The organism is Paenibacillus sp. J22P218, assembly GCF_056269195.1.
The window spans coordinates 1,259,456-1,283,658 of sequence record NZ_JBWDNL010000001.1 but is presented as its reverse complement, the minus strand read 5'-3'; the positions used below and the strand labels follow the sequence as shown (position 1 = coordinate 1,283,658).

At 51.7% G+C, this 24,203-nt stretch carries 19 protein-coding genes; 3 read left to right on the top strand and 16 right to left on the bottom strand.

All coding sequences use genetic code 11. The features are described 5' to 3' along the window. Positions 1 to 13: 13 nt before the first annotated feature. The 9 genes from AC0YN0_RS05160 to AC0YN0_RS05120 form a co-directional block, all read right to left on the bottom strand. Positions 14 to 916 carry a carbohydrate ABC transporter permease gene (locus AC0YN0_RS05160; protein ID WP_475820300.1) on the bottom strand — a complete coding sequence of 301 codons (903 nt, stop codon included), beginning with the start codon at positions 914 to 916 and terminating at the stop codon, positions 14 to 16. Then, positions 909 to 3,488, bottom strand: a complete 2,580-nt coding sequence (locus AC0YN0_RS05155) for a DUF5696 domain-containing protein (RefSeq protein WP_475820299.1) — start codon at positions 3,486 to 3,488, stop codon at positions 909 to 911. Before AC0YN0_RS05155 ends, AC0YN0_RS05160 begins: the two co-directional genes overlap by 8 nt. 4 nt (positions 3,489 to 3,492) lie before the next feature. After that, a complete protein-coding gene (locus tag AC0YN0_RS05150) occupies positions 3,493 to 5,556 on the bottom strand; it encodes a YIP1 family protein (RefSeq protein ID WP_475820298.1) in 2,064 nt (687 codons plus the stop codon). Between the two features lie 21 nt (positions 5,557 to 5,577). Then, positions 5,578 to 6,447, bottom strand: coding sequence for a carbohydrate ABC transporter permease (locus AC0YN0_RS05145; RefSeq protein WP_475820297.1), 870 nt, complete (start codon positions 6,445 to 6,447; stop codon positions 5,578 to 5,580). 4 nt (positions 6,448 to 6,451) lie between these two features. Further along, positions 6,452 to 7,405, bottom strand: coding sequence for a carbohydrate ABC transporter permease (locus AC0YN0_RS05140; RefSeq protein WP_475820296.1), 954 nt, complete (start codon positions 7,403 to 7,405; stop codon positions 6,452 to 6,454). A 14-nt stretch (positions 7,406 to 7,419) separates the two neighbouring features. Then, complete coding sequence (locus AC0YN0_RS05135; protein WP_475820295.1) at positions 7,420 to 10,314, bottom strand: extracellular solute-binding protein; 2,895 nt, start codon at positions 10,312 to 10,314, stop codon at positions 7,420 to 7,422. A 107-nt stretch (positions 10,315 to 10,421) separates the two neighbouring features. After that, a complete protein-coding gene (locus AC0YN0_RS05130) occupies positions 10,422 to 11,819 on the bottom strand; it encodes an ABC transporter substrate-binding protein (protein ID WP_475820294.1) in 1,398 nt (465 codons plus the stop codon). Positions 11,820 to 12,189: 370 nt separating this feature from the next. After that, positions 12,190 to 13,056 (bottom strand): MurR/RpiR family transcriptional regulator, encoded by an 867-nt coding sequence (locus tag AC0YN0_RS05125; RefSeq protein ID WP_442049241.1) that lies wholly within the window; start codon positions 13,054 to 13,056, stop codon positions 12,190 to 12,192. Continuing rightward, the gene (locus tag AC0YN0_RS05120; RefSeq protein WP_475820293.1) at positions 13,056 to 14,111 is read right to left on the bottom strand and encodes a phosphotransferase; all 1,056 of its coding nucleotides are present in this window, start codon (positions 14,109 to 14,111) and stop codon (positions 13,056 to 13,058) included. Before AC0YN0_RS05120 ends, AC0YN0_RS05125 begins: the two co-directional genes overlap by 1 nt. 135 nt (positions 14,112 to 14,246) lie before the next feature. On the opposite strand from AC0YN0_RS05120, the gene AC0YN0_RS05115 reads away from it, so the two are divergent. Genes AC0YN0_RS05115 through AC0YN0_RS05105 form a run of 3 tightly spaced genes read left to right on the top strand, consistent with a single transcriptional unit; the run spans position 14,247 to position 19,410 of the window. Then, on the top strand, positions 14,247 to 15,830 hold the full coding sequence (locus tag AC0YN0_RS05115; RefSeq protein ID WP_475820292.1) for an FAD-dependent oxidoreductase: 1,584 nt from the start codon (positions 14,247 to 14,249) through the stop codon (positions 15,828 to 15,830). Between the two features lie 16 nt (positions 15,831 to 15,846). After that, entirely contained in the window at positions 15,847 to 18,579 is a 2,733-nt protein-coding gene (locus tag AC0YN0_RS05110; protein ID WP_475820291.1) for a glycoside hydrolase family 10-like protein, read from the top strand. 18 nt (positions 18,580 to 18,597) lie between these two features. Then, the gene (locus AC0YN0_RS05105) at positions 18,598 to 19,410 is read left to right on the top strand and encodes a creatininase family protein (protein WP_475820290.1); all 813 of its coding nucleotides are present in this window, start codon (positions 18,598 to 18,600) and stop codon (positions 19,408 to 19,410) included. A gap of 78 nt (positions 19,411 to 19,488) precedes the next feature. Here the strand turns inward: AC0YN0_RS05105 and AC0YN0_RS05100 are convergent, their stop codons facing one another. The 7 genes from AC0YN0_RS05100 to AC0YN0_RS05070 all read right to left on the bottom strand — a co-directional run bounded on the left by AC0YN0_RS05100 (position 19,489) and on the right by AC0YN0_RS05070 (position 24,123). After that, positions 19,489 to 20,238, bottom strand: coding sequence for an ABC transporter permease (locus AC0YN0_RS05100; RefSeq protein ID WP_475820289.1), 750 nt, complete (start codon positions 20,236 to 20,238; stop codon positions 19,489 to 19,491). Beyond that, positions 20,235 to 21,161: an ABC transporter ATP-binding protein gene (locus AC0YN0_RS05095; RefSeq protein WP_475820288.1), complete on the bottom strand. Its 927-nt coding sequence runs from the start codon at positions 21,159 to 21,161 to the stop codon at positions 20,235 to 20,237. Before AC0YN0_RS05095 ends, AC0YN0_RS05100 begins: the two co-directional genes overlap by 4 nt. A 62-nt stretch (positions 21,162 to 21,223) precedes the next feature. Further along, on the bottom strand, positions 21,224 to 21,895 hold the full coding sequence (locus AC0YN0_RS05090; RefSeq protein WP_475820287.1) for a TetR/AcrR family transcriptional regulator: 672 nt from the start codon (positions 21,893 to 21,895) through the stop codon (positions 21,224 to 21,226). A 141-nt stretch (positions 21,896 to 22,036) separates the two neighbouring features. Then, entirely contained in the window at positions 22,037 to 22,714 is a 678-nt protein-coding gene (locus AC0YN0_RS05085) for a TFIIB-type zinc ribbon-containing protein (protein ID WP_475820286.1), read from the bottom strand. An 82-nt stretch (positions 22,715 to 22,796) separates the two neighbouring features. Next, a complete protein-coding gene (locus AC0YN0_RS05080) occupies positions 22,797 to 23,018 on the bottom strand; it encodes a hypothetical protein (RefSeq protein ID WP_475820906.1) in 222 nt (73 codons plus the stop codon). Positions 23,019 to 23,149: 131 nt separating this feature from the next. Then, entirely contained in the window at positions 23,150 to 23,470 is a 321-nt protein-coding gene (locus AC0YN0_RS05075) for a hypothetical protein (protein ID WP_337098500.1), read from the bottom strand. Positions 23,471 to 23,553: 83 nt separating this feature from the next. After that, entirely contained in the window at positions 23,554 to 24,123 is a 570-nt protein-coding gene (locus tag AC0YN0_RS05070) for a xanthine phosphoribosyltransferase (protein ID WP_475820285.1), read from the bottom strand. Positions 24,124 to 24,203 lie beyond the last annotated feature (80 nt).

Below are 24,203 nucleotides of genomic sequence, written 5' to 3'. Positions count from 1 at the left end.
GTTCTGCCCCTCCCTAATCGTAATAAAAGACGCGCTTTGAGATCGCATACGTTGAGACCGCCAATAGGAGCGATATGACGAGAAAATAAATCCAAGACATCGCGGAGCTTACGCCGAAATCCAATCTGCCGAAGGCTGAATCCTGAATCATTTGCGTGAGGCTGTTGTCGTAGAAGGAGTCGATAATGGAATACACCACATTCGTCAAAATAAGCGGCGAAATCATCGGGAACGTTATTTTCCAAAAAGATTCGTAGCCTGTCGCCCCTTCGATCTTAGCCGCCTCGTACAGCGAAGGCGATATGGATTGCAGGCCGGCGAGAAAAATAAGGATTTGCACGCCCGACGAGCTGATAATCTGATAAATCCGGTCTACGGCTCCCGTCAAATAGCTGACGATATCCATGCTCAGCCCCGCTTGCAGCAGCAGCGGCCGCAGCTCGATACTGCGCAATCCGGAGTAATTGCCCTCCATATCAGCGGAAGCGGAGCCGATCATTTGCGCCAAGAAGTTGCCATTGTCCAGCTTGGCGATTACCCCCGAGGCGAGTACGACGGGCAGAAATATGATAGCCCTGGCTAACATCCTCCCTCTGAACTTCTGCGCCAGCAGCGTCGCCGTGAATAAGCTGAAAAACGTAATGAGCGGCACGTCGAGCAGCATTCTGGTAACGGCATCGGTTAACGTCCTCACGTACCAAGCGTCGACGAAAAAAATGTTGTGATAGTTTTGCAGCCCGACGAACTGGAGCGAATAACCTTCGGCGTTCAGCGACAGCTTATTGAAGCTGAACAGCAGCGATTGGACAAACGGGATCAGCATGAGCAGCAGAAAACCAAGCAGCCAAGGGGTAACGAACAGCATGCCGTATATAGCCTTCTTTCGCTGCAGGCTATTGGTTCGTTTCTTAGCCATCCGAATCCCCCCTGACCCAATAATCGTTGGCTGCGACCGTTGTTCCCTCATAATCAAACGGCTCGTCGCCGTAATTGACGATGACGCCTATGCCGTTCTCGTATTCGGTTTTGTACACCTGCTCGGCTAACCGCTCGTGGTCCGTCATGCTCTGCCCTTGTACCTTGTTAAGCACGGCGGCCACCTCGGTATAAGCATCCACCGCTTCGTCCAGCCATCGCTCGTAATAATTCGAGTAGAGGTAGCTGAATCTCGTATCCTTCAGAACCGAGGGCTCTTCATAAAACCAGCTGAAGTAAACGTTCGAGCCTGTTTCGAGCGAGCGCAGCACGTTTTCCCGTACATCCTGCTCATCTGCCGTATTGTACGCCTTGCCCGCGTATTCCACATAGCCGTGCAGCGCCAATTGGATGAAAGGAACGGATTCGGCGGCAAGCTGGTATTCATTGCTTTTCTGCGGCAGGTTTACGATATGCGATACGAATGGCAGCGCGTAAGCATTGCCGCCGTTCACCATAATGTCGGGCGATTGTTCCTGGATTTGTTCGAATGCCGCGATTACTTTCCGTTTGGCGTTCTCTCTCGTCACTTCTCCGCTTCTGCGGAAGTCCGAATAGAGCTCGGAGCCCAAGTCGCGCAAAGAAATGGAGCCTGGATTCAGCTTCCCGTAGTCGGTTAAAAACCCTTTTACCGTTGCTTCAAGCTTTGCCGGCGACAGCAAATAATGCGAAAACCGATCGCTGCGGAAATAAGCAGCCCGGTCGAACTCGTATATTTTCGCGTAGCGGCGAGAGATGTATTGCGCAGCGTCCTCGCCTTTGCTGAAGCTTCCGGAATCGCGGTATACGCGCAGCAATGCCGTGTCTGGATAAAAGCCGCCACCGCCTGCCTGAAGCTTCGCCGCTAATTGCTTCCACTCGCCCTTGCTGCCGATGACGCTATCCATATCGATTGACGACGCCCGTTCATGGTTCAATCCTTCGTTGAACCAGCCCTTGTAGCTAAGGCGAACGTTGCCGATATGCTCGGCGTTCAGCTTCTCTACGATCACCTCCGCCTGCTCAAGATCGGTTAGCGTTACAATCGCTTCGTACGGAAAGCCAAGCCAGTTTTTTGTCTTTGGAATGCTGCCCGTCAGCTCTAGATAAAAAGGCGCTTCGCCTCCCTGCTTTAACTTCTGCATCCCGTAAGCTTCCTCTAGGTAGGATCGGTAGCTGGCCGCCATGCCGGCATAATCGGCTTGCTCTCCGCTTAGAAAGGAGTAATGGATTTTGAGCAGGCCGCGATAGGTTTGCACCGGCGTCTTGTGCATAATTTCGTTAGCACTTAATCGCACCTCGTCCTTAGGCAATATCGTAAATTGCGTCGCTACCGTATTAAATTCATGCAGTCTGCCGCTGATGTCCGCGGACAGCTTGGCGAGCGCATCGCCTTCCTCGATGACTGCAAGGAAAGCCGCGTCGTTTTTTTTCATCCCGAATACCGGCAACCGGCTCGGCTCTAGCGTGTTGAACTTCTCCCGCACATAAATCGTCGAATCTTCGCCGTAGACCGGAATCAAGATCGGCTGCGCCAAGCTTTTGCCGCTGTTGAAGCGAACGAGCGTACCTGAGCCGTCAGGCAATAAAATATAACCGTCGTCCCCCGTTCCCGCCGCGCCGAAATTTTCAAGCACATTAATCATATGGATCCGGTAAGGCGGCGTATCTTCCGTAATCGTGTTTGTATCAACCGATGCGATCAGTTGCTTCCCATCGAGCGTATAGTGAAGCGTCACCGAAAATTTCGGATTGGCATTCGCCTCGGCATCTGCCTCGCCCTGTCCGCTGACGCCGCCATTGTCGATGGCTAGATCCTCTTCCGAATATTCCATCTTCTCGAAGAGCGCGAGCAGCTTCTTCACGACCGCCTTCGGTATGTCGCGCCGTTCATACTCGCCCGCCGCTTCATTGAATTTATAGCGGATCTTAAGCTGCTCTTGGTCGGCCGGGTCTTCCAGCCGCGCGAGCAGCCGTTCCTCGAACCGTTCCTTGCTCACCTTCTGCGGGATCGACTCCAGCCCTTTCTCGGGGTTTCCAAAATGATAAGTGACCGAAACGCCGCTATCGGATCCTGTAATTTCAAATTGATTAAACTTTACGCTGTTGTTATAGCTGTCATAGTCTTTGTTCTGCCCGTTTTTGGTCAAATAAACGAACGACAGCTGCGCCGATAACTTTCCCTTCAAATAAGGCGAAGCCAGCTTATCGCCCGAGCTGTCCGGGTTCGAGCGCCATATCTGTCCGCTTTCAAAGTCGAGCACCGCTATCTCCGCCGTCGTCCTGCTAATATACAAACGAAGAGCGCTATTTTCCAAAATGGGCTCGAGACCCTCGATTTGCGGTTCTATGCTCGCGACTGCATCAAGAGCCTTCAGCTTCTCATCCGGTGTACTGTTATCGATTGTGCTTGCGCTGGGTGCAGCGCTGTCTTGGTGTTCATTGCCGTTAGAAGCAGAGGAGCAGGCCGAGGCCGCAATCATCATGGACGTTAGGAACACAACGGCCAAGCTCCGGATTCGATGGTTGGTCACGTCATTATCCCTCCCCTATCCTGAACATCGCCTCTTTGTAAATCGTAGTCACGAACGATACCATTTGCTGCGCCAAACTGAAGAAGAGCAGACCCAAAAATATAATGATTCCCATCACGATCATCGTGAGCAGCATCGTCATTACGGTTTTGGTGACCGTGTATTGGTGCACCGTAAGCATCGCTACAAAGAGCAGCCCGATAAACCATATCAATCCGGCCGATTCCAGCAGACGATAGAAAGACCCTTCTTGCATAGTGATGATATTGGACAAAAGGATGAGCGGAATTTGCATAAGGATGACGGGAACCAATGCATAGGCGCTTGCCGTGACGATTTCCTTGAACTTGCCTTCGCCGTCCATTAAAGTCGTCGTCGACCAATTCGCGATGCACCACAACATAAAAGGCAGAAGGACGAACTTGATCTCGTCGATGACGCTCACGTTATCGGCGCTTACGCTTGGATTAAAGATAAAGCCGGTATATTGCCGTTTGAGCACATAGAGAAGCGACAGCAGCAGAAGCAGCAAAACCGCAAACCAAACCTTCCCTTTTCGCTCGAACTTGAGTTCCCAGAAGCCGTTGAACGGATGAAATATCGTATACCAGGCAAAACCCGCTATCCCAGGCTCGGCTTTATTCCGCTTGATCGCAACTCGCGCTGCGATAAGAAGTATCGCCGCGGCAATCACTATCGCTGCGATTTTGCCGAAATGCTCCCACATGAAGTCTTTGCGGTACCTTTCGAAAGCTCTGGAATAATACTCGCGGTGCATGCCTAACTTGAAATGGTTCATCGCTTCTTTGTTGTTGCCTTGCCTAAGCTGCGCTTTGCCGATGCCCAAATAGGCAATCTCCAAATTCGAATTCAAGCCAAGCGCCTCGCGCCATTTCTCGACCGACTTTTGCTCCTCGCCCGTGTCATTGTAAATAACAGCTTCGCGAATGACCTTGCCGTAACGTGTAGGCTCGAAGACGACAAGCTGGTTCAGCCCTTTGTCCAGCACGACCATTTTGTCGCCGAGCATATCGATATCGGCCGGCGTCTTGAACGTTCCGACCTGTTCGCCGAGCAATCCGTATATATACATCAGCTTGCCTTCCCGGTCATACGTAAATATTCGGCCGCGCGTGCTGTCGAGAATGCTGTAAATGCCGTTTTGATCAAGCGCGACGCTTTGGATCGCGGATGTACCGGGTCTCGTGCCGCCGGTGCGAAACCGAATATCCCCTTTGGGCGGATGATAGCCCGAACGCTTCAATACATCGGCTCCCGATGGGTTTAACCGCTTCACCGGCGCATTCGAGAACGCTTCGCTCGTCGTCGTATAGATGAAACCTTCGCCGTCGATATCCACGTTGTTAAACTCGACCGGAATGAACAACGCCATCTTCGAGCGCTGCTCCTTCGTCATGATCCGTTTCCAGAAAAGGTCGGCGACGTTGACCCTTACGTTGTTGACGCCGATAAAGCCGGAAAATCGGCCGCCGGAATCGAACTGCATAATGCCGTTGAAGACGCCTTTACCTACCACGTACAGCCGGCCGGCCGAGTCGCCGACGAGCTTAATCGGCTCGTAAACGAAACCGGCTCCAAGCACGTCGCTTTGAGGCGCTCCGATGATCTTTACCAGATCGCCGTCCTTCGTCAGTTCTACGATCCGCTTATTGCCCGTGTCCGCAACGAGCAGATTGCCGTTCGTTCGGACGAACAAGCCTTGCGGCGCGAGGAAATGATCACTCTGGCCGTCGTTCATGAATGTTTCGATCGTACGTGCCGTGACAGCTTCTTCATCCAAAACCACGATCCGGTTATTGCCCGTGTCCGCAACGTATATTTGGTTATCCGTTGTGATGAATAGATCTTCCGGTGATCGGAATGGCCCCGTAGACAGCGACTGGCCGGAGATTTGCTTGAACGGCAAATAGGGGTTAGGCGCAGGCTCGGGCTCTCCCCACCAGGAATAGTTGTAGCCGTCGTACGGTGCGGCGGATACCGGAACAGCCGTGCCAACCATAGCGAGCATTAGCGGGAAGAGCAGCATCATTTTTATGAATCGGTTCAACGTAAGCCTCCCCTTTCCCCGTTAATCTTTCATGCCGGAGGTGGACATCGTTTGGATCACGCTGCTTTGCGATAAGAGAAAGATGAGGATCGGAACGGTCAGCAGAAGTAACGTAGCCGCCATGGACGGCCCTGTCCGAATAATACCGCCCGCCAATATTTGCCCGAGCGCGTAATCGATCGTTTTGAGCTGCTCGCTGTAGATGTACATTGAGCCGGCTGCTCCGCCCGCTCCCCACAAGCCTTGGAACGAGAAGATGATAAGCGTAAGCCAAGCCGGCTTGACGACCGGCATAACGACGTTCCAGAAAATACGAAGCTCGCTGCAGCCGTCGATTTGCGCCGCTTCGAGCAGCGAATCGGGAATCTGCTCCATGAATTGCTTCATTAGATAGAGCCCGAGCGAGGAGCCGATCGCCGGCACGATGACCGCCCAGTGCGTATCGAGAAAGCCTAGCCACGACATCGTCATGTAGTTCGTAATTTGCGTGACCGTGGCGGAGAACATCAGCGATAGAACGACGATTCCGAACAAAGCCCCCCTGCCCGGAAATTTACGTTTGGCCAACGGGTACGCCGCGAGCGAAGCGATAATAACATGCCCTACGGTGCCTGCAATAGCGATAAAAAAGGTATTGAAAATATATCTCGTAAAAGGGACCCAAGAGCCGGCCAGCAAATGATAGAGATCCGTGAAGTTCGTTAGCGTAGGCTGATGAACGAAAAAATCGGGCGGAAACTTCAGTATTTCGTTAATCGGCTTAAAGGCGTTGCTAATAACGAACACAAGCGGCATCGCCATGAAATAACCGACCGCCGCCAAAATGAGGAACAGGAAAATGTCGCCCGCCCACGACCGGTTTACTCTCTTTCTTCTTAAAATAGCCAGCATCGCCTCACTCACCTACCTTCGCAAGCAGCCTTCGTACGATCAGGTTGGAGCCTAGCATCATAGCGAATAAGACGGTTGCAATGGCCGATGCGTAGCCCATCTCGAAACGGATCGAGCCGTAATCCATCAGATGCGTAACGATCGTATGGCCGGCGTATTTGACGCTGGGGAATCCGGCGAGCGCCGTCGCCACCTCGGCAACGCCGAACGAAGCCGTTATTTGAATGACCGCGCCGAACATGAGCATCGGTCTCATCGAAGGCAAGGTGATGAACCATAGCTCCTGCCAGCGGTTGCGGATGCCATCGATCGCTCCGGCCTCGAACAAATTTTTGTCCAAACTTTGCAGACCGGCGATAAACGCCAGAAAGCTCGTACCGAGACTAAGCCAAAGCTGGACGATAATGATGATCGCCAAAATGTATTTAGGCGTCTTCAACCACAAAATCGGCTCCAGGATCAGATGCCATTTGAGCAGGAAGGCATTAATATAGCCGTAGGAATCGCTGCTGAACAGCAGCGTCCATACGATAAACGCGCTGCCGGACAATGCCGGCGCGTAGAATACGAGCGTTGCGAAAGCTCTAAGCTTAGGCGGAAATTCATTGATGATCCAAGCGAGCACGAAGCAGGCGATATAGCTGACCGGGCCGGTAATCGCGGCGAATATGAGCGTGTTCTTGAGCGCGATCAGGAAAACGTCGTCCCTAACGAACAACTGCGCGTAATTTCTCCAGCCGACCCATTGCGGAAATTCAAGCATATTGAAGTTCGTGAAGCTGACAAGCAGCGACAAGCAGACGGGAAGGACGGTAAACGTGAAGAAAATAAGGAAGAAAGGCGCCAGCATCGCATAAATCATTTTGTTGCGCCTGACTTCCTTCCACATTTGATGGGCCCGAATGCGCATCGGCTTGTTTCCTAACGAAAGTTTGGCTTTCTTGACAAGCTGGTTCATGCGGACTCTCCCTTCTATCTCGTCGGCAAGTCGAACTCCTGACGCTTGATCGTAATCTCTTGATTGATCGTCCGCACATAGTTTTCCAGCGTCTCGCGCGGCTCGCTTCCTTCGGTGTACACCTCGTAGAACGCATTGTACAGGTGGCGGTCCAGCGAGTAGCCGCCGGGAACGGCAGGCCGTCCGACAACCCATTCGAGCTCATCCGTCAGCTGCTTCATTTCCTTGGCCGACCAAGGCAACCGCGCAAGCGCCTCCAGATTGGCGGCGGCATAACGTGCCGATTCGCCGAGAATGGCTTCCATCTCGCGTCCGAACGTCACCTGCGCTTCCGAATCGGTCCACCATTTCATGAACGCCCAGCCCGCTTCCTTGTTTTTGGCGTTGTCGAACATGACCGTGCCCGTGGCCGAGCTCATCGTATCGTGACGGACCGTTCCGTCCTCCGATATCGTTCCGGGAACCGCAACAAAACTCCACTGTCCTCTAATTTCGGGCGCGAATATGGTCAAGAAATTGTAAGTCGTGTAGTCGGCGATGCCTATCGGCATCTCCCCTGTCCGGAAACGATTAATGAAATCGAATTCGATCGGGAGCTTGTAGTTCGTATACAGCTCCGTCCACTTGCGGAACGTTTCGATTCCGATCTCCGAATCCAAATCCGTTGTGATGCCGTCCTCCTGATAATATTGACCGCCGTTCTGGTAGAGCATCGACTCGAACACGATATTTTGCGGCAGCGCAAGATCCATGTTGTGTTTCTGCAGCTCTGGAATGATTCGGTACATATCTTCCCATGTCTTCGGAACGCCCTGCTTCAGCTCTTCCAAAATGTCCTTCCGGTAAAAGAGCATCGGGAAGGACTGCGTCTCCGGCACCGCATATACGCCGCTCCTGTACTTGAAGCCGGCAAAGGCGCTGTCCTTGAAACGGCTTTGCACCGCCTCGAAGTCGGGGAACACCGTCAAATCCTGCAGCGCGCCACGCAGCGCGAAGTTGATGACATCGCCTTGCGTGAGCGCGATATCCGGGCCTTTGCCCGCGAGCGTCGCCGGCAGGACGACCGCCGGACTGACAAGCTGCAAGTTCACCTCGATCCCAGTCTGCGGCGTGAACGAGTTATCGATCATAGAGCGAAGCAGCTGAGCCTGATCCCTGCCTGCGGCAATCCAGACATTAATGCTCTTTCCATCCTGTTCCCCGTTGCTAATATGGCTGTAATCCTCCGAGAACGATCTTGCGAAGGACATCACTTCATGCACCGATTTGCCGACAATTCCCGTGCTAACCTTAGGGGAGGACACGTCAGGCGATTTGAAATACAAATAGTCGATTTCGAGCGGCTGCTCGTTCACGGTTAGCAGCCAAGTGCCCAGCGCCGTCACATTATCCTTAAAGCTCTTAAGCCGCGAGGTCAGCGTCTCCGTCCGGCTGCCCAAATCGTCCAGCTGATAAGACGTCGTCCGCAGGATCGTCGTGCTCGCGCTCGTTCCTCCAACCATTTCGTCCATCCGGTCGGCAGCTTTCGCCAGCAGCTTGCTCTGCTCCTCGAATACGGCCTGCAGCTCGGGAATTTTTTTCTCAAGCTCGTAATCCCTTAGCGGGTCAGGCGCAGCCGAAGTGATCATAATGATCTTGAGATACAAGGCGTTAAGCTGCTGAATGCTTGTGCGAACCATGCGGATCATTTCCGCCAGTTCGCCCATCGTCAGCTCCAGCTTGATCTGATGTTTGCCTTTCGTGAGATGGTAAAGATAAGGAATGCCGTCTTCCCCGGGCGAGCCCATCTGCCAAGCGCCGTCATAAGGGAAAGGGATTGCCTCCGACTCCTTGAAGGGAATAACCCCGTCAATCGTTAGCTCTCTGACGACATTAACGCCTCTGACCGTATTTTGCTTATAGCGAAGACCGAATTCATAAAGTCCGTCCTCCGGAATATCCACATCCCAGGAAATCCATTGGCCGGGTATTTTCCAATTGACGCCGCCGATCGTATTCATTCTGATTTTGGACACATGGTACGGCTCCGTCCCCGGGCTCGACCGATCGTTCAGCGGGTAAAGGGACGGATTGGATTTGAATGCGGCACTCTCGCCTTGAAACTTAATAAACAAGCCGCTGGTCGGTTCATAACCACGGTTCTTATAGTCAGTCGCTACCTGTTCGTAGGAGGGAGTCTCTTGTTGCTGATAAAGCTTCAAATAGTCTATGATCATCGGTTCTCTTAGAGAAACGAGTGTCAGTCGATGTTGGCCTTTGGTCAAATAAAACGAGAACGGATCCCGATAATAGCCTTCCGTATCTCTTAAGACGCTTTCCTGCCACTGCGGGCTTTCTACCTGTCTCGGTCTCAAATCATTGCCCCTCGCGTCCTGCGTAAATCCGGACGTTTCATTGCGCCATACCCGCGGGAAAACGAGTCTGGATGCCTCCTCGAAAGGCGCGCTTCCGTCTATCAGCAGCTCTCTTTCTATCGGCGAGGTGTTGCCCTCTATCGGAAAATAACGCAAACCCAAATGATATAGGCCGTCCTCAGGCACATCGATATCCCAATGAATAGAGCCCGATTCTTTCGTAGAGACGACAGGCGTAGCAGCTCCTTCATAGCTTTCAAACGTAATGGCATCCATGCCGTCGACAGCCGCATAAGATTCGCCTTCGATAATTTGTTCTACGGCCGGCTTAGCCGCATCCGCATGATCGGATAGATACGCTTCATATCGGTTACCCGCTATGGTTTGGCCTTTGATCGGTTCGCCGATCGGCTCCGTCATCTCCGTAATAGGCGCAAGCACGTATTCGCTTCCTGACGACCGGTTCGCGGGAACGATGAAGACGAGTATCAGAACGATGATTAGGGCCAGCAGGACATAAGCCGATCTCTTGGTTCTCCTGGTTGCCTTCAGCATGCGAACCCCTCATTCCTGTTTACGATGTTGATGAGATGATGTGGAAAGCAGGGAATCCCCAAAGGGATTCCCCTCATGTCCTAATTGAGCTGTTCTGCCCCTATCGGCTATTGCGTCGCGGCCGCGGCAGCCGGGTTATTCAGATCCGCGTCAATCGCATCCTGCGCGACTTGCTTCGTTCTTTCCAGCGCCGTTTCCGGCGATTCGCCGCGATTGGCGATCGCGTAGGATATGTCGCCGAGCGCTCCGCCGAGCGGCAGGAAGATCGGCTCCGCGTATTTCATGGCCTCCAGCATCACTTCGATATCCTGTTCGTCCGCGAGCAGCTGCTTCTCCGATTCCTCGCGGTTGTTCGGCTCAACGCGGTCCCACATTTGAATTTGCTCCCAAATATACGCTTTTTCTTTGGCCCGCTTGACGTTGGCAGGGATATAGAATTGCACGTAGTTTTCGATGCTTCCTTGCCATTTCGTCGCTTTTGGTCCTTTAGGGAAGAACACAAAGCCTTGTTCGTCGGTCATCGTCGTACGGGTCGCGCCTTCCCACAGCTCGCCGGTAACCATAGCGGCTTTGCCCGAGTTGAACAACGTTTGCGATTCGTTATAATCCTCGAAATTTTCGTTTTTGTTCGGTGCTACAACCTTATGCACGTTGAACAAATCGCTGTAGAAGTGGAGCGCCTCAAGCAAGTTCGGATCGTCGTAGGCATACACATGCTTACCGTCTTTTTGCTGGATGATGGCTGAGCCATTGGAATGGATCAATATTCTGGACAGGTTGCTGGCAATGTTCGTAATGCCCCATTGATCGATAACGCCGTCGCCGTTCGTATCCTTCGTTGCCCGCTTCGCGATGTCGAGGAACGATTCCCAGTTCCATTTATCCTGCGCGATCAATTCATGCGGATCGGGCAGACCCTCGCGCTCGAATAGCGTTTTATTGTAATAAATGCCCGACGCGTTGTTGATATTGGAGGTGAAGCCGTACATTTTGCCGTTCACCATGCCGTGCTGCTGCAAGCCTGCTGGCCATTTCGGATCATTAAAGTCGAAGAAATCGTCCACCGGCATGAATAACCCTTGATTGATGGCCGGTATCGCGAAATAGTAATCAAGCGGCACGATGTCGGCTACGGACTCGCCGGAGAGCGCGGCATTGGTTACCATTTTAATGTTTTCGCCCCACGGAACCTTTTCCCAGACGATTTTTACATTGTACTTTTCCTCTGCCTCTTTCCATTTCGCAAGCGTAAGCGCTCCTTCAGGCGTTTCCTCGGAGGGACCGTCGATCCAGTGAATAATTTTGAGCGTTTCGCCGTTCATGTCGATGGCGGGCTCTTCGACGACCGGCGGCGCTTCGGTAGGCGCCGTCGTCTCCGTGACTGGAGCATCCGTTGCTTTGTTATTATCCGGTTCTTCATTTCCGCCGCTGTTTTGGCTGCAAGCCGATACAACAACGAGAACGACCGTCAATAAAACCGTAGCAAACCATTTCATTTTGCGCATAGCTTTACCCCTCCAATGGTCGAAATGTACGCCTTCCCTTTCTAACCCCTCTTAGCGGCGGCCCTTCCGGCAGTCCGGTCATCCCCCCCGATGCGCAGTAAGCTCCAATTTGCGTCGCCGACATGCAGGATTTTTTCTCCACTTATTACTTATATATTAGAGAAAAAAACCTTTATTCTCTTTTGACAGAATAATAAGCGGTCGCATAATATCTCTCGAACACGCTCATTATATATACCGCGCCGATAACGAGGTCCATCTTCAGCGGTATATCAATAATACCGCCGAGAATTTGCAAGAAGCCGGCCAATAAGGCCGTGACAAATAGCCAAGCGATCTCATTATCGCTTGGCTGTTTTTATGCGCTGCTTCAATACAGTTTATCAGCGACGGAACGGGCCGTTTTCTCCAGTGCCTCGGCCGCATTGGTCTTCTTATGGGACAGCAGCGTGCACAAAATGTCCAACAGATGGATTTGCATGATTTTCGTGGAGAGAGAGCCGCCCTCGGTCGGCATTTCCCGCGAGGGCACGAGCAATATCGTGCCGGCATGCGCCGTAATCGGGGAACGCATATGGCTGGTCAGGCAAATAACCTCCGCACCGTTCACCTTCGCTTGACGCATCGGATCGACCAAGTCGCGCGTGCTGCCGGACGTCGATATGCCGAACACGACATCCCCCTCCTTCACGAGCGATGCCGACATGGCGATAATATGCGAATCTCTGTGAGCCTCCGCGTTCATGCCGATCCGCATCAGCCGATAATGGAGATCAAGCGCCGTAATGCCTGAAGAGCCTACGCCGTATATATAAATTTTGTTAGCCGCAATCATTCGATTGACCGCACGGTCAAGATCTCCCGGATTAATAAGGTCAAGCGTATTTTTGAGCATCATTTCGTTGCGGGCCGTCAATTTGCGCGCCTTCGTCATCGTATCGTCCTCTACTTCGATCTCGACGTTCGAGACCGACGGAAGATTAACGAGATCCTGCGCGATCGAAAGCTTGAATTCATGATAACCCCTGAAGCCCAGCTTGCGGCAAAAACGGATGACGGACGTCTCGCCTACGCCTGCTTGCTCTGACAAATCGGTCACCGTTGCCATCACGGCTTCCTCGGGATTGTTTCTGACGAAATCGGCGACTTTTTTCTCCGCTTTCGTCAAGGAGCTATAAATGCTCGATATGAGCAGCAACGTGTTCGATTGAATCATTTTTTGTCCCGCGATCTTCATCATATCCACTCGCTTCTCGATAATATGCCTAGCCGAAATGCCTCGTCCGCCCATTCTGACCATATTTGGACGTCAGCCGTTAACGTTTGCAAGGAAGCAAACGTTAAGTCCGCTTGCTCCGCGCCAAGCTTCCGTTCATCCTCACCGAAAACAGCCGCGTCAATCGAACGCCGCATATTGTACTCCAGCCAATCAAGCATGCTGCCCATGCGTCCGTAGATGGCGTCTTCGATCCGGGTATGCGCCATGCCGCCCGCTTTCGCATACGCTTCGATTACGGCCATGAAAGCGGAGCGGTCGATATTCCCGTCCTCCTGCTCGCTCCAGCTTATAGCCGCATCGATTAATTCCATTGTCGGATGGGTCGGTCCAGCCGATTCCCAATCAATCAAATAGGGCTCGCTGCTGTTCTCCCACAGCACGTTACGCGGATTCAAGTCGCAATGGCTGACAACCGACTTTTGCCGGAGCTGTACGCATGCGTCTTCGTACAGCTTGTTCCATTCAAGCAAAGCTTGACCTCTCGCTTCGATGGACTGAGCCCAAGACATATGGCTGCGTATTCCCCGTTCAAGCAAACTTTCCCAATGGCTCTGCGGATATAGCTTCCACGATGGGCTGGACATATCCGGGAGCTCAAGCTCATGGAGGCGATAAAGCAGCTCTCCGATCGTCCGCGCATGCCGGTTATCCCGTTCGGATGGAGACAGCATACTGCCCGCATTCCACTCGAACAGCATATAAGTCGATCCTGCAATATCGGCTAACGGATTGCCCTGTACGGCTATTGCCAATACGGCGGGTATACCCGCCGCTGCTGCTGCCCGGGCAACTTGCTCTGACCGCAAATAGTTGGGCCTTGCCTCGGGACGCGCTATAATTTCCGGATTCAGCACCTTGAGCGCATATCGGCCGGTTGTCGTATGTATAAGCCGTATTTGATGCAAATAACCGCCTGATATTGGCTCGGCTTCAGCCAATGGGGTGCCGATTCCGTAATACCGGCAAATCTCCCCGATTTTCAGATCATCGACTTCCTCATATGCCTGGTCCATGCTTACGCGCTCCCTTCCGTCACCGTTAAAAAAAAGATATTTTTTTCAATTCGAATTCATAAAGTGGATATTATCTCTATCCTCTACTACGATATAACCTTTGCGCGAAATTTATGCTAGGAAGGCGGGAATGAGATGGCGGAGCATGACAGTAAAGCAGACATTATCGTGCTTGGAGGCGGTCTCGGCGGATGCATGGCGGCATTAGCTGCCGCCAAACTAGGGATGAAAGTCATTATGACGGAGGAGACGGACTGGATCGGCGGACAACTAACGAGCCAAGCCGTTCCTCCGGATGAGCATCGATGGATAGAAAGCTTCGGCTGCACGAAGACGTACCGCGAGTTCCGCGAACGCGTAAGGCGCTATTATAAGGATAACTATCCGCTGCACGCCTCCGCGCAGAGCGATGAACGTCTAAATCCCGGCAACGGCTGGGTCAGCCGATTATGCCATGAACCGAAGGTTGCGCTGCATGTGCTGGAATCGATGCTCGCACCGTATACCAGCAGCGGGCGCATATCCGTCTGGCTCGGCTGGAAAGTCGTTTCCTCTTCCGCCCAGAACGATCTCATCGAGTCCGTCACCGTCAAGCGTACCGCAGACGGATCGCTCCGAACGCTGCGCGGCTTCATTTATATGGACGCAACGGAATGCGGCGATCTCCTGCCGCTGGCCGGAGCCGAATATGTGACGGGTGCCGAGTCCAAGCGCGATACGGGCGAGCCGCATGCGCTGGATGAAGCAGATCCGCTGGATATGCAGTCCTTTACGTTTGTATTTGCCCTCGACTTTACCGAGGACGGCGATTATACGATCGATAAGCCTCAGCAATACGATTTTTGGCGAGCGCTCGTCCCTCCGTTCTCCCGCTTCCCTCTGTTCGGCTGGAAGATGGGCGATATCGCTGATCCTAGCAAGGACAAGACGATTACCTTTTTCCCCGACGGGAAAGAGCCGATGCCTTTCTGGACGTACAGGCGAATCATCGATCGGTCGTTATTTGCTCCCGACTTATTTGCAAGCGATATCACTTTAATTAACTGGGCGCAAAACGATTATTACTTAGGTCCGGTCTACGAAGTATCGGAAGAAGAAAGAGAGTTCCACTTGGCAGGTGCAAGGCAGCAAAGCTTATCGCTCGTCTATTGGCTGCAAACCGAAGCTCCGCGTCCGGACGGAGGCAACGGCTATCCGGGGCTTCGGCTGCGAGGCGATGTGTTAGGGACGGAAGACGGCATCGCAAAGGCTCCCTATATTCGCGAATCCCGCAGAATTAAGGCGAAGTATACCGTTTCGGAGAATGATGTCAGCGTAGAAGTCAGAGGCAAGCAAGGCATTCGGCGGTACGAGGACAGCGTCGGCGTAGGCAGTTACCATCTCGATCTCCATACGACGACCCGATCAAATCGCGGCTTATTCATCCCGAGTCTGCCCTATGAAATTCCGCTTGGAGCACTGCTGCCGATCCGGATCAAAAACATGCTTCCAGCCTGCAAAAATATCGGCACCACGCAAATCGCGAACGGCTGCTATCGGCTGCACCCGACAGAATGGAATATTGGCGAATCGGCCGGGTATCTTGCCGCATACGCGATTGCAAACCGCATTTCGCCGCATGAGGTTCGCGATAATCAGGAGCATTTGGAAGCTTTCTTGGCCGTCATTCGGGAGCAAGGCGTAGAAACCCATTGGCCTGAGCCTATACAAAACATTTAGATAAGAGGTGAATGTTATGAAGACAAAGCATTATTGCAATCTTCTCCTTTGCTTCTCTCTGTTGCTGTTCAGCGCATCGACAACGGTTTATTCCTTGCCGGCCGCCCCCGCGTCTGCGTCACCGCCGGCTGTTACTCTGGAAGACGGCTCCGTATACTACATCGACTTGATTGATCAAGGCAGCGAGGACGGCAAGCTCTCGATTTTCACAAGGAAATCAGGCAATGCGACACCGCCATCGCTAAACAATACGACTGAAGCAATCATTACGAACGGCATTGTCGCCGCAAAATATGAAGTAAGCGTTCAAGGCACCTATATCCCATCGAACGGGTACGTCCTGTCAGGCACGGGCAGCGCGGCGGGTTTAGTAGACGCTCTGAGTATCGGCGAGACATTAACGCCCGACTTCTCCATTCCGGTCCTCCCAAGCAAATACTTCGTCTTAGACGGTGTGGTCGTGCCGATTACGCAGGTCAATAACGTCCGAAGCTCGGCAGATATCGTCCTGTATGAACCGGCTTACGGCGCTTCGACGAGAACGAACCCGTGGGGGCTGGAGCTGACGGTGGAGCAAGGCATTGTCACGCGTTTTGTCGCCATATCGCAGGATACAGGGGGCAACTGGCTGGACAACGACTCCTCCATTCCGGCTGGCGGATACGTCCTCTCCATCCAGGCTGACAGTCCTTATTACGGCATGCTGTACGGCATCGTTCAGGAAGGAGATGCGATCGAATTGAATACGAGCAATGAATCATTCATTCAAGCGTACAAGACGGAATACGATGCCTTTAACCCGCAGACGAGAGAAGATAATCCGGGCGGTTGGGATGACGGTAGCGACTCGCCGTATCCCGGCCATCGCGGAACGGATCAGCTCATCATTTACGATGAAAGCTACGGATCGTCGACCGGCACGAATCCATGGGGCTACGAGGTCGTTGTGAATGCAGGCGGCAAAGTCGTTCATACGGGAGGTAACGATTCCGCGATACCGATCGGCGGATACGTAATCTCGGGCCATGGGGTCATGTCCGATTGGCTTAGCGCAAATGTGTCCGTCGGAAGCACCTTTAAGCTGCTCCCCACCAAGAAACAAGCGCTGTTTCTGTTCACGCCCGAATCGTATTTGGACAAAGCCGAGATCGGCATCGAATCGGCGGAGCTTAGCCTGCAGAACGCGAAACAACAATTTCTCGACGTATCCTACGATCTCATCGGGCAGCAACTCGCATCGGCCAAAGCTAGATTGGCGGATTTAAGAGAACAAACGGAACAAGGCGATTTTACCGGTTTTACAGAAAACTTCGCGGAGCTAAACGAAATAATCGATCAAGCATCCTATATGAGCTATGAGTCGCGAGCCGTCGAACACCGCGCCGTCTGGATTCGGCCGAAAGAAATGAGCCTAGCGCAGGTTCAAGAGCATGTAGCTAAGCTGCGCAATCTAAATATTAACGCGATCTATCTGGAAACCTGGTGGAATGGGTACACGATTTATCCGACGGAGCATCCGCTAGCCGCCCAAAATCCGATATACGCCGGCTTCGATGTGCTGCAAGCCTATCTGGACGAAGCGAAAAAATCCGGCATCGAGGTGCACGCCTGGGTCGAAAACTTCCTGGTCGGCGTCGGCGACACGGCAGGTCCCGTTCGTTCGATGAAGCCGGAATGGTCGATGATCAGCAGGCAAGGCCACGACTACCAGGATGTGCCGCTTTATAACACGCAATATTATTTCCTGAATCCCGTGCAGCCGGAAGTCAGAGATTTCGTATCCGCCATCTACAAGGAACTGCTGCAATCGTATAACGTGGACGGATTGCATTTGGATTATATCCGTTATCCCGATGCCGGCGACTACACGAACGATTTTGGTTATGATCCTTACACCCGAAACCTGTTCAAGCAAAAGCACGGCATCGATCCGCTCGATCTGCATCCGGGCGACGAACTTTGGAGCGCCTGGTCCTTGCTGAGAACAAAAACGATCAATGAATTCGTTTACCGCATTTCCGACGAAGCCAGAGAAATAAAACCCGACATCCGCGTTTCCGCAGCCGTATGGCCGAATTACACGGATGGACCGGTATTCATGCACCAGGAACCGAAGGATTGGATGGCAAAAAATGAAATGGATCAGCTGTTCCCGATGTCTTATCACCCCGACGCTTCGTCCGTTGCAGGCGATGCCTTAAACTCCGTAACGCTCGCGGACGGCAAAGCTCTGATCGTGATCGGCGTAGGAACGAATCTCGGATTATCGAACGAAATGCTGCTGCAGCAAATCAAACAATCCGTCGATGTCGGCGCTTCCGGCACCGCCCTGTTTGAATTCGAGTCTTTATTCGCGAACGGTTATGACAAGGCGCTGCTGGCAGGCATGTTCAGCAAGCAAGCGATCGTTCCGGATAAGGATATCGCCGTATCGTTAAAAACGATCATTTCCGAAATGAAGCGCAAAATCAATACCATTTATGTGCCGAACAAAGGTATGTCTGACGGCAAAAAATACGGTAAGGAGCTTGAGCAGGTCGAGAAAGCTTGGAAAGAAAAGAAAGAAAAGAAAGATAAAAAAGATGAAACGAAAATGGTGAAGGAAATCATCGATAAAATAAACAAACTGGTCAAGAAGATCGATGAAGACAACAAATTGCATGATGAAGTGAAAAATAGAATGAGAGCGGATTTAGATCACTTAAACGCCATCTTGATCGTGCATCTTTCTAAAATATCCGTATCATAAAGCGAGGTAGGATAGCCTATGCTTTGGGAAAATTTGACGGTTAAGCAATTCGAAGACGCCGTCTTGTCGACAAAACGGGTTTGCGTCGTCCCCATCGGATGCTTAGAGAAACATGGCGACCATCTGCCGCTAGGCACCGATATGATGATTGCTAGAGCGATTGTGGAACAATCCGCCGAAGCCGAACCTTTCGTTATATTCCCCTACTATATATTCGGTCAGGTTTCCGAGGTTAAACATTTCGCGGGAACAGTCGCGCTGAGCGGAGAAATGCAGATGCGGCTCTTGCTGGAAGTATGCAAGGAAATACGCCGCAACGGATTCAACAAAATTATATTGGCTAACGGCCATGGCGGCAATAATCATATGCTGAACTATTTTGTCCAAACGATGCTCGACGAGCGGAAGGATTATGCCGTCTATAGCTATGATTTGTGGGGATTGTCACCCGAGCAGCACCGGCAGCTCGAAAGCACCTATGTTACGCCCGGCGAATACGGCCATGCGGATCATATGGAGACATCGGAGATTATGCATATTGCGCCAGAACTTGTCTATATGGATCGGCTTAACGATGGAGAATGGCATTGCACGGGACGAGGACAATGGCTAGCTGACAACAATACAGCTGCCGGCATTCATTGGTATATGGAATACCCGAACCAAATCGCAGGCGACCCATCGCTTGCTTCCGCCGAGTACGGCAAAGACTATATCGCCTACTGCGCCGACAACTTCGCCAAAGCCGTCCATGCCATCAAGCACGATGAATCCGTACTAACGCTGCAGACGCAATTTTTCGACCGGTGCGACGACGTTTCAAAAATATAAGCAGATCTATTAAAAAAAAAAGAGGTTCGTAACATCGCGACAAGCGATTTACGAACCTTCTTTGAATTCGCCCAGCGTTTAAGCTTGATCGGCATACCGCCACCAGGCGAGCGTGCCCGCAATGCCAACTGCACCGGTTACAAAAGGCAGCATAAGACTTACGGCTTGCAGATGCAGATTCGTTTCCCCTGAAGCGCCGCTTAGCAGACCCGGAACTGCCCATGGAATATAGGCGGTTATGCCGAAGTTGCTCCCAAGCTGTGCGATGACGATCGTAAGCACGACGAACCCGAGCGGAGTCAAATAACCGCGACCGACGCTGGCCATCCAGCCAACAGGAATACATAAACAAATAACCATGGTGGAGATCCTTGCGAACTCGTCGAAGCTTTGAACGGCCGCAGCAATGCTCCAGCCATCCAACTGAAGGAACGCGCCTGCCAAGCTTCCGACAACGTACACCATTAGGGCAAGCACCGCACACCATAGAGCTGCAACAATTAGTTTGGCTCCTGCCACTCCGTACCGGGATAGAGGAAGCGCCAGCAGATCCTTAACGGTACGGTCGGAGTATTCTCTGCCGAATATCCAACTGAATACAAAGCCGAACCCGATCAATCCTCCGATCGATATAACGATGCCAAGCTGGCCTAGAAATCCCGGGAAATCCATCGCTCCTTCGAAAGCCTTCTGTGACCCAATCTCGCCGGAGAATATAAGTGAAATAATGACCGGAAGGATGATACTCGTAAGCAAAGAAATCCACAATAGCTTGGAACGGCGGATCTTCAAGCTTTCTGTACCGATAGCCGTTAATAGTCGATTCATCGATCGTTCTCCCCCTTTGCTCCAATACGTCTTAGAAAATAAGCCTCCAGCTCCTCTTCCTCCACTTGAAGATGGGTCGGCGGCATGTGCGCTTCCATTAATTGCTTCGCGATTTCATCCGGATTGTCGATCGCAAACGGCTCGGAAAGCTGCAGCAACCCACCTTCAGCCCCCTTCACCGCGTAACCGGCATTCATCAGCTTCATCCGTGCCGCCTCCGTGTTGCGCGCCCCTACGAGGAGACGCTTCCGAAGCAACTGCTGCAAATCCCTGACATTCGTTTCCTGAAGCAGCTTGCCTTGATTGACGATGCCGATTCTAGTCGTCAGCCTAGCGACTTCGCCAAGAATATGACTGGAAATAAAAATCGTAACTCCGTGATTAAGCGCCAGATCGCGCAGCAGTTCCCTTACTTCTACGATGCCGGCAGGATCAAGTCCGTTCGTCGGCTCATCCAATATAAGCAACTTTGGATTATGGATCATGGCTTTGGCCAAGCCAAGCCGCTGCCCGTTGCCGAGCGACAACTTGCCGGCTTTGCGGTCTCGGTAGGCGGTTAATTGCAGTTTATCCATGACGGCATCAACAGCGCCGCTTCCTTGTATGCCCCGCAGCCTGCGTATAATCTCAAGATTTTCGCGAACGGTAAGCTCGGGATAAGAATAAGGCGTTTCTACCATATAACCGACATTTGCCCATAATTTATGACTGCCTGCATCTACCCGCTGCCCGAACAGATGGGAAGCGCCGGAATCAGGCTTAATCATACCAAGCAGCATACGAATCGTCGTTGTCTTGCCTGCGCCGTTCAGTCCCAAAAATCCGTAAATTTCACCTTTGTCCACTTGCAGCGAAATGTCGTCTACCGCATGATAGATGCCAAAATGTTTCGTTAAACCTTCCGTTCGGATAATAGCACTCATTGCTTCTCCTCCTATATAAAACTAACTAGTTATTTATATTTTATCAAAAATAAAAGCCATCCCTACAAAACTGATGGCTCCATAATGCCATGTATAATCATTTTGGCGATTTGATCGATCGTCTTCTCTCTCGATTGCGGCGTGTCCAGCGAGCCGAGCAGATTTTGATACCGGGAAAACGACTGAATGATCGCCGTTGTTACATGCATGATCATTATCGGGAACATCGCCGGTTCAAAGTCCTTCCGGAGAATGCCATTCTGCTTCGCGGCGATCGCAAGCTCATGCAGCTCAGTCATATCATCCGGACGATACGTGATTTGATTCCACGTCTTCCAATCCTCCGCCGACTCCCAAAGCATAATTTTCAAGTATCGCGGGTTCTCCAACAGGAAGTGAAACAATTGCCCGCTCATCGATTGAATAAACTGCCTGAATAGTACAGGATCAGATACGATGTTTTCGTTTTGCAAAAAATGAGCCATTGCCTCCCCTGTCACCTGATCGCCAATCTGGTCCGCGCGTTTGACAACCTCCGTGTACAAACCCAGCTTGTCGCCAAAATACTGATAGATCAGGCTTTTGTTGTAACCTGACGCCTTCGCAATGCCATCGATACGGGCCGCGGAATACCCGAGCTCGGCAAACACCGCCTCCGCCGCATCCAATATGATTCCTCTCGTTCGGGCCGCATCGTAAGTACGCGTACTGCTTCTCTTATTCTCAGTTGTCATTTCGACTTTCACCGCCTCATTTGTAACCAACTAGTTAGATTATAATCACGAGTGTTGTAAACGTCAAGTTACTCCAAAAATCAAAAACGCCTTCCCTGTTATTAAAAACAGGAAGGGCGCATCGAATGGACTGTAAACCATTTAATCAAACAAATCGCCGAAGATGTCGAGCACCGTTTTTTGGCGCTTTTTGGAATGCCCGTATTTGTTATAGCCATGCTGATTGTAACCGTATTTATCATAGCCATGCTTGTCATAGCCGCCATGATTATGATTATGGTTGTGATTATGGTTATTGTAGCCTTGCTGCCCGAACGGAGGCTGTTGTCCGCCGCCGAACACTTGAGGTTGGGAACTGCCGTAATTGTTCATTGGCGTCACCTGCGGGTTGCCTGGATTGCCATAGCTCGGCTGATTGTTATATCCGCCTTGCTGAGGAGCTATAGGCTGGCCCTGCTGAGACGGCGTTACGGAAGGATTGCCGCTGCTTACTTGAGGGAAACTTGGCGTTCCTTGCCCTTGCGGCTGATTATTGGTAATGGGCTGATTGGGGCTCGGGTTATTGGCTGCCCATGAGCCTGGAGCAGGACCGCTTGTCGGTTGTGCAGGAATTGCGGATGGTCCGCCGAAAGCGCCTGCGCCCGCTGAATATTGCTCGAGCCGCTCAAACTCCTGCTTCATATCCTTGACGCCCTGCATGAGCTTATCGAGCTCGCCGCGGTCAAGCCATACACCTTTGCAGTCTGGACATACATCGATCAACACATTGTCCTTCACAACCTCGCGCATTCTTACATCATTACAAACGGGACATTTCATCCGTCACTCTCTCCTTTAACAATCGATCAGAACTTGCTATGTCTCATACTCAGCATACGCACAGCCTTTTACAACGTTTCATCTATGTAGCCGTATATGGTGCAGGTCTCTCTTCCGTCGCAAGGGCGATGCTGTATATACGGCTCAGCTTCACGACACGCCGATTCGGACGGCGCACGACAACGGATGAGTCATCCCAAGCCACAACAATTCCAACGACGTCATTCATCTCAAGCTCATCGCGTACGACGCGAACTTTCTCGCCGCTAAGACGATATTGATTAAGCTGTTCTTCGCTAATCAAGGTAATTCCTCCGATTCGATTGGCCTTCATAGGCAGGCTTCCGTTTATTTGGAAAAACCTCAACGAATGCGCGCAGCACTCCTTGAGGTTCTTTGTTGTTGCGAGTTATTGTATGCGAGTCTCATTAAGCTTTAACCAACATGCTCCTTGGAATCATTCGTTTCATACCATTCGTCGAGCACGCGCGAGGACATGACACGCTTGGCAATATATTCTGCCTGTTTGTCAGTGAATTGACCGCGCCATTCAATAGACAGCTCATCGGACAGCTTCACGATCGTCAGCAGCTCCGACCAAGCCACGTATCTTTTGTACCAGAAAAATTGCGGATGCTCAATCATATAAGGATATAAATCGTCAAATTCGGTATGTTTGCAATCCAAAGCACGCTCAAAATGAATTTTTGCGTCGTTCAACTTCGCATTCATAAAATCAGTAGACATTTCCCCCATAGCATGTGCCTCCCCTCAGGTCGCTTCTGTATCATTATAAGCCATTTTGCTTTATCGCGAAAGAGCGCATTCGCTGGAACATCTTACTCGAACTTAATTTCACCGTTGTCCAGCGATGAGATTTGTACGAGCGGCTCGACTCTGATGCCTTGTTCTCTAAGCGTTTTTCCGCCTGATTGGAACGATTTCTCGACTACGATTCCGAAGCCGACCAACGTCGCTCCCGAGCGTTCGATAATTTTGATAAGACCGCGTGCCGCATCGCCGTTCGCTATAATATCATCGATGAACAGCACTTTATCCTCTTTGGTAAGAAATTGCTTCGACACCATAATATCGGTAACGATGCCTTTCGTGAAAGAAGGCACACGTTCGGTATAGGCATCCGGATCGGCGATCAGCGTCTTCTTGCGCCTAGCGAATACGAGCGGAACGCCGAGCACATGCGCCGTAGCGAAAGCGGCCGGAATGCCGGATGATTCAATCGTAATGACCTTCGTGATCTCCTCTTCCGCAAATCTTCTTGCGAATTCCTGTCCCATCTCCATCGTAAGCGCCGGATCCACCTGATGATTAATGAGCGCGTCCATCCGCAGCACATCGTTCGACAACACCGACGACTCTTCCAATATACGTTGTTTCAATCGTTCCATCTTATTTCCCTCCGCCAAAAATCCCTTTTCGATAACGTAACATAGGTCAGGCGGATAGTGCAACCTTCATGACAGGTTAC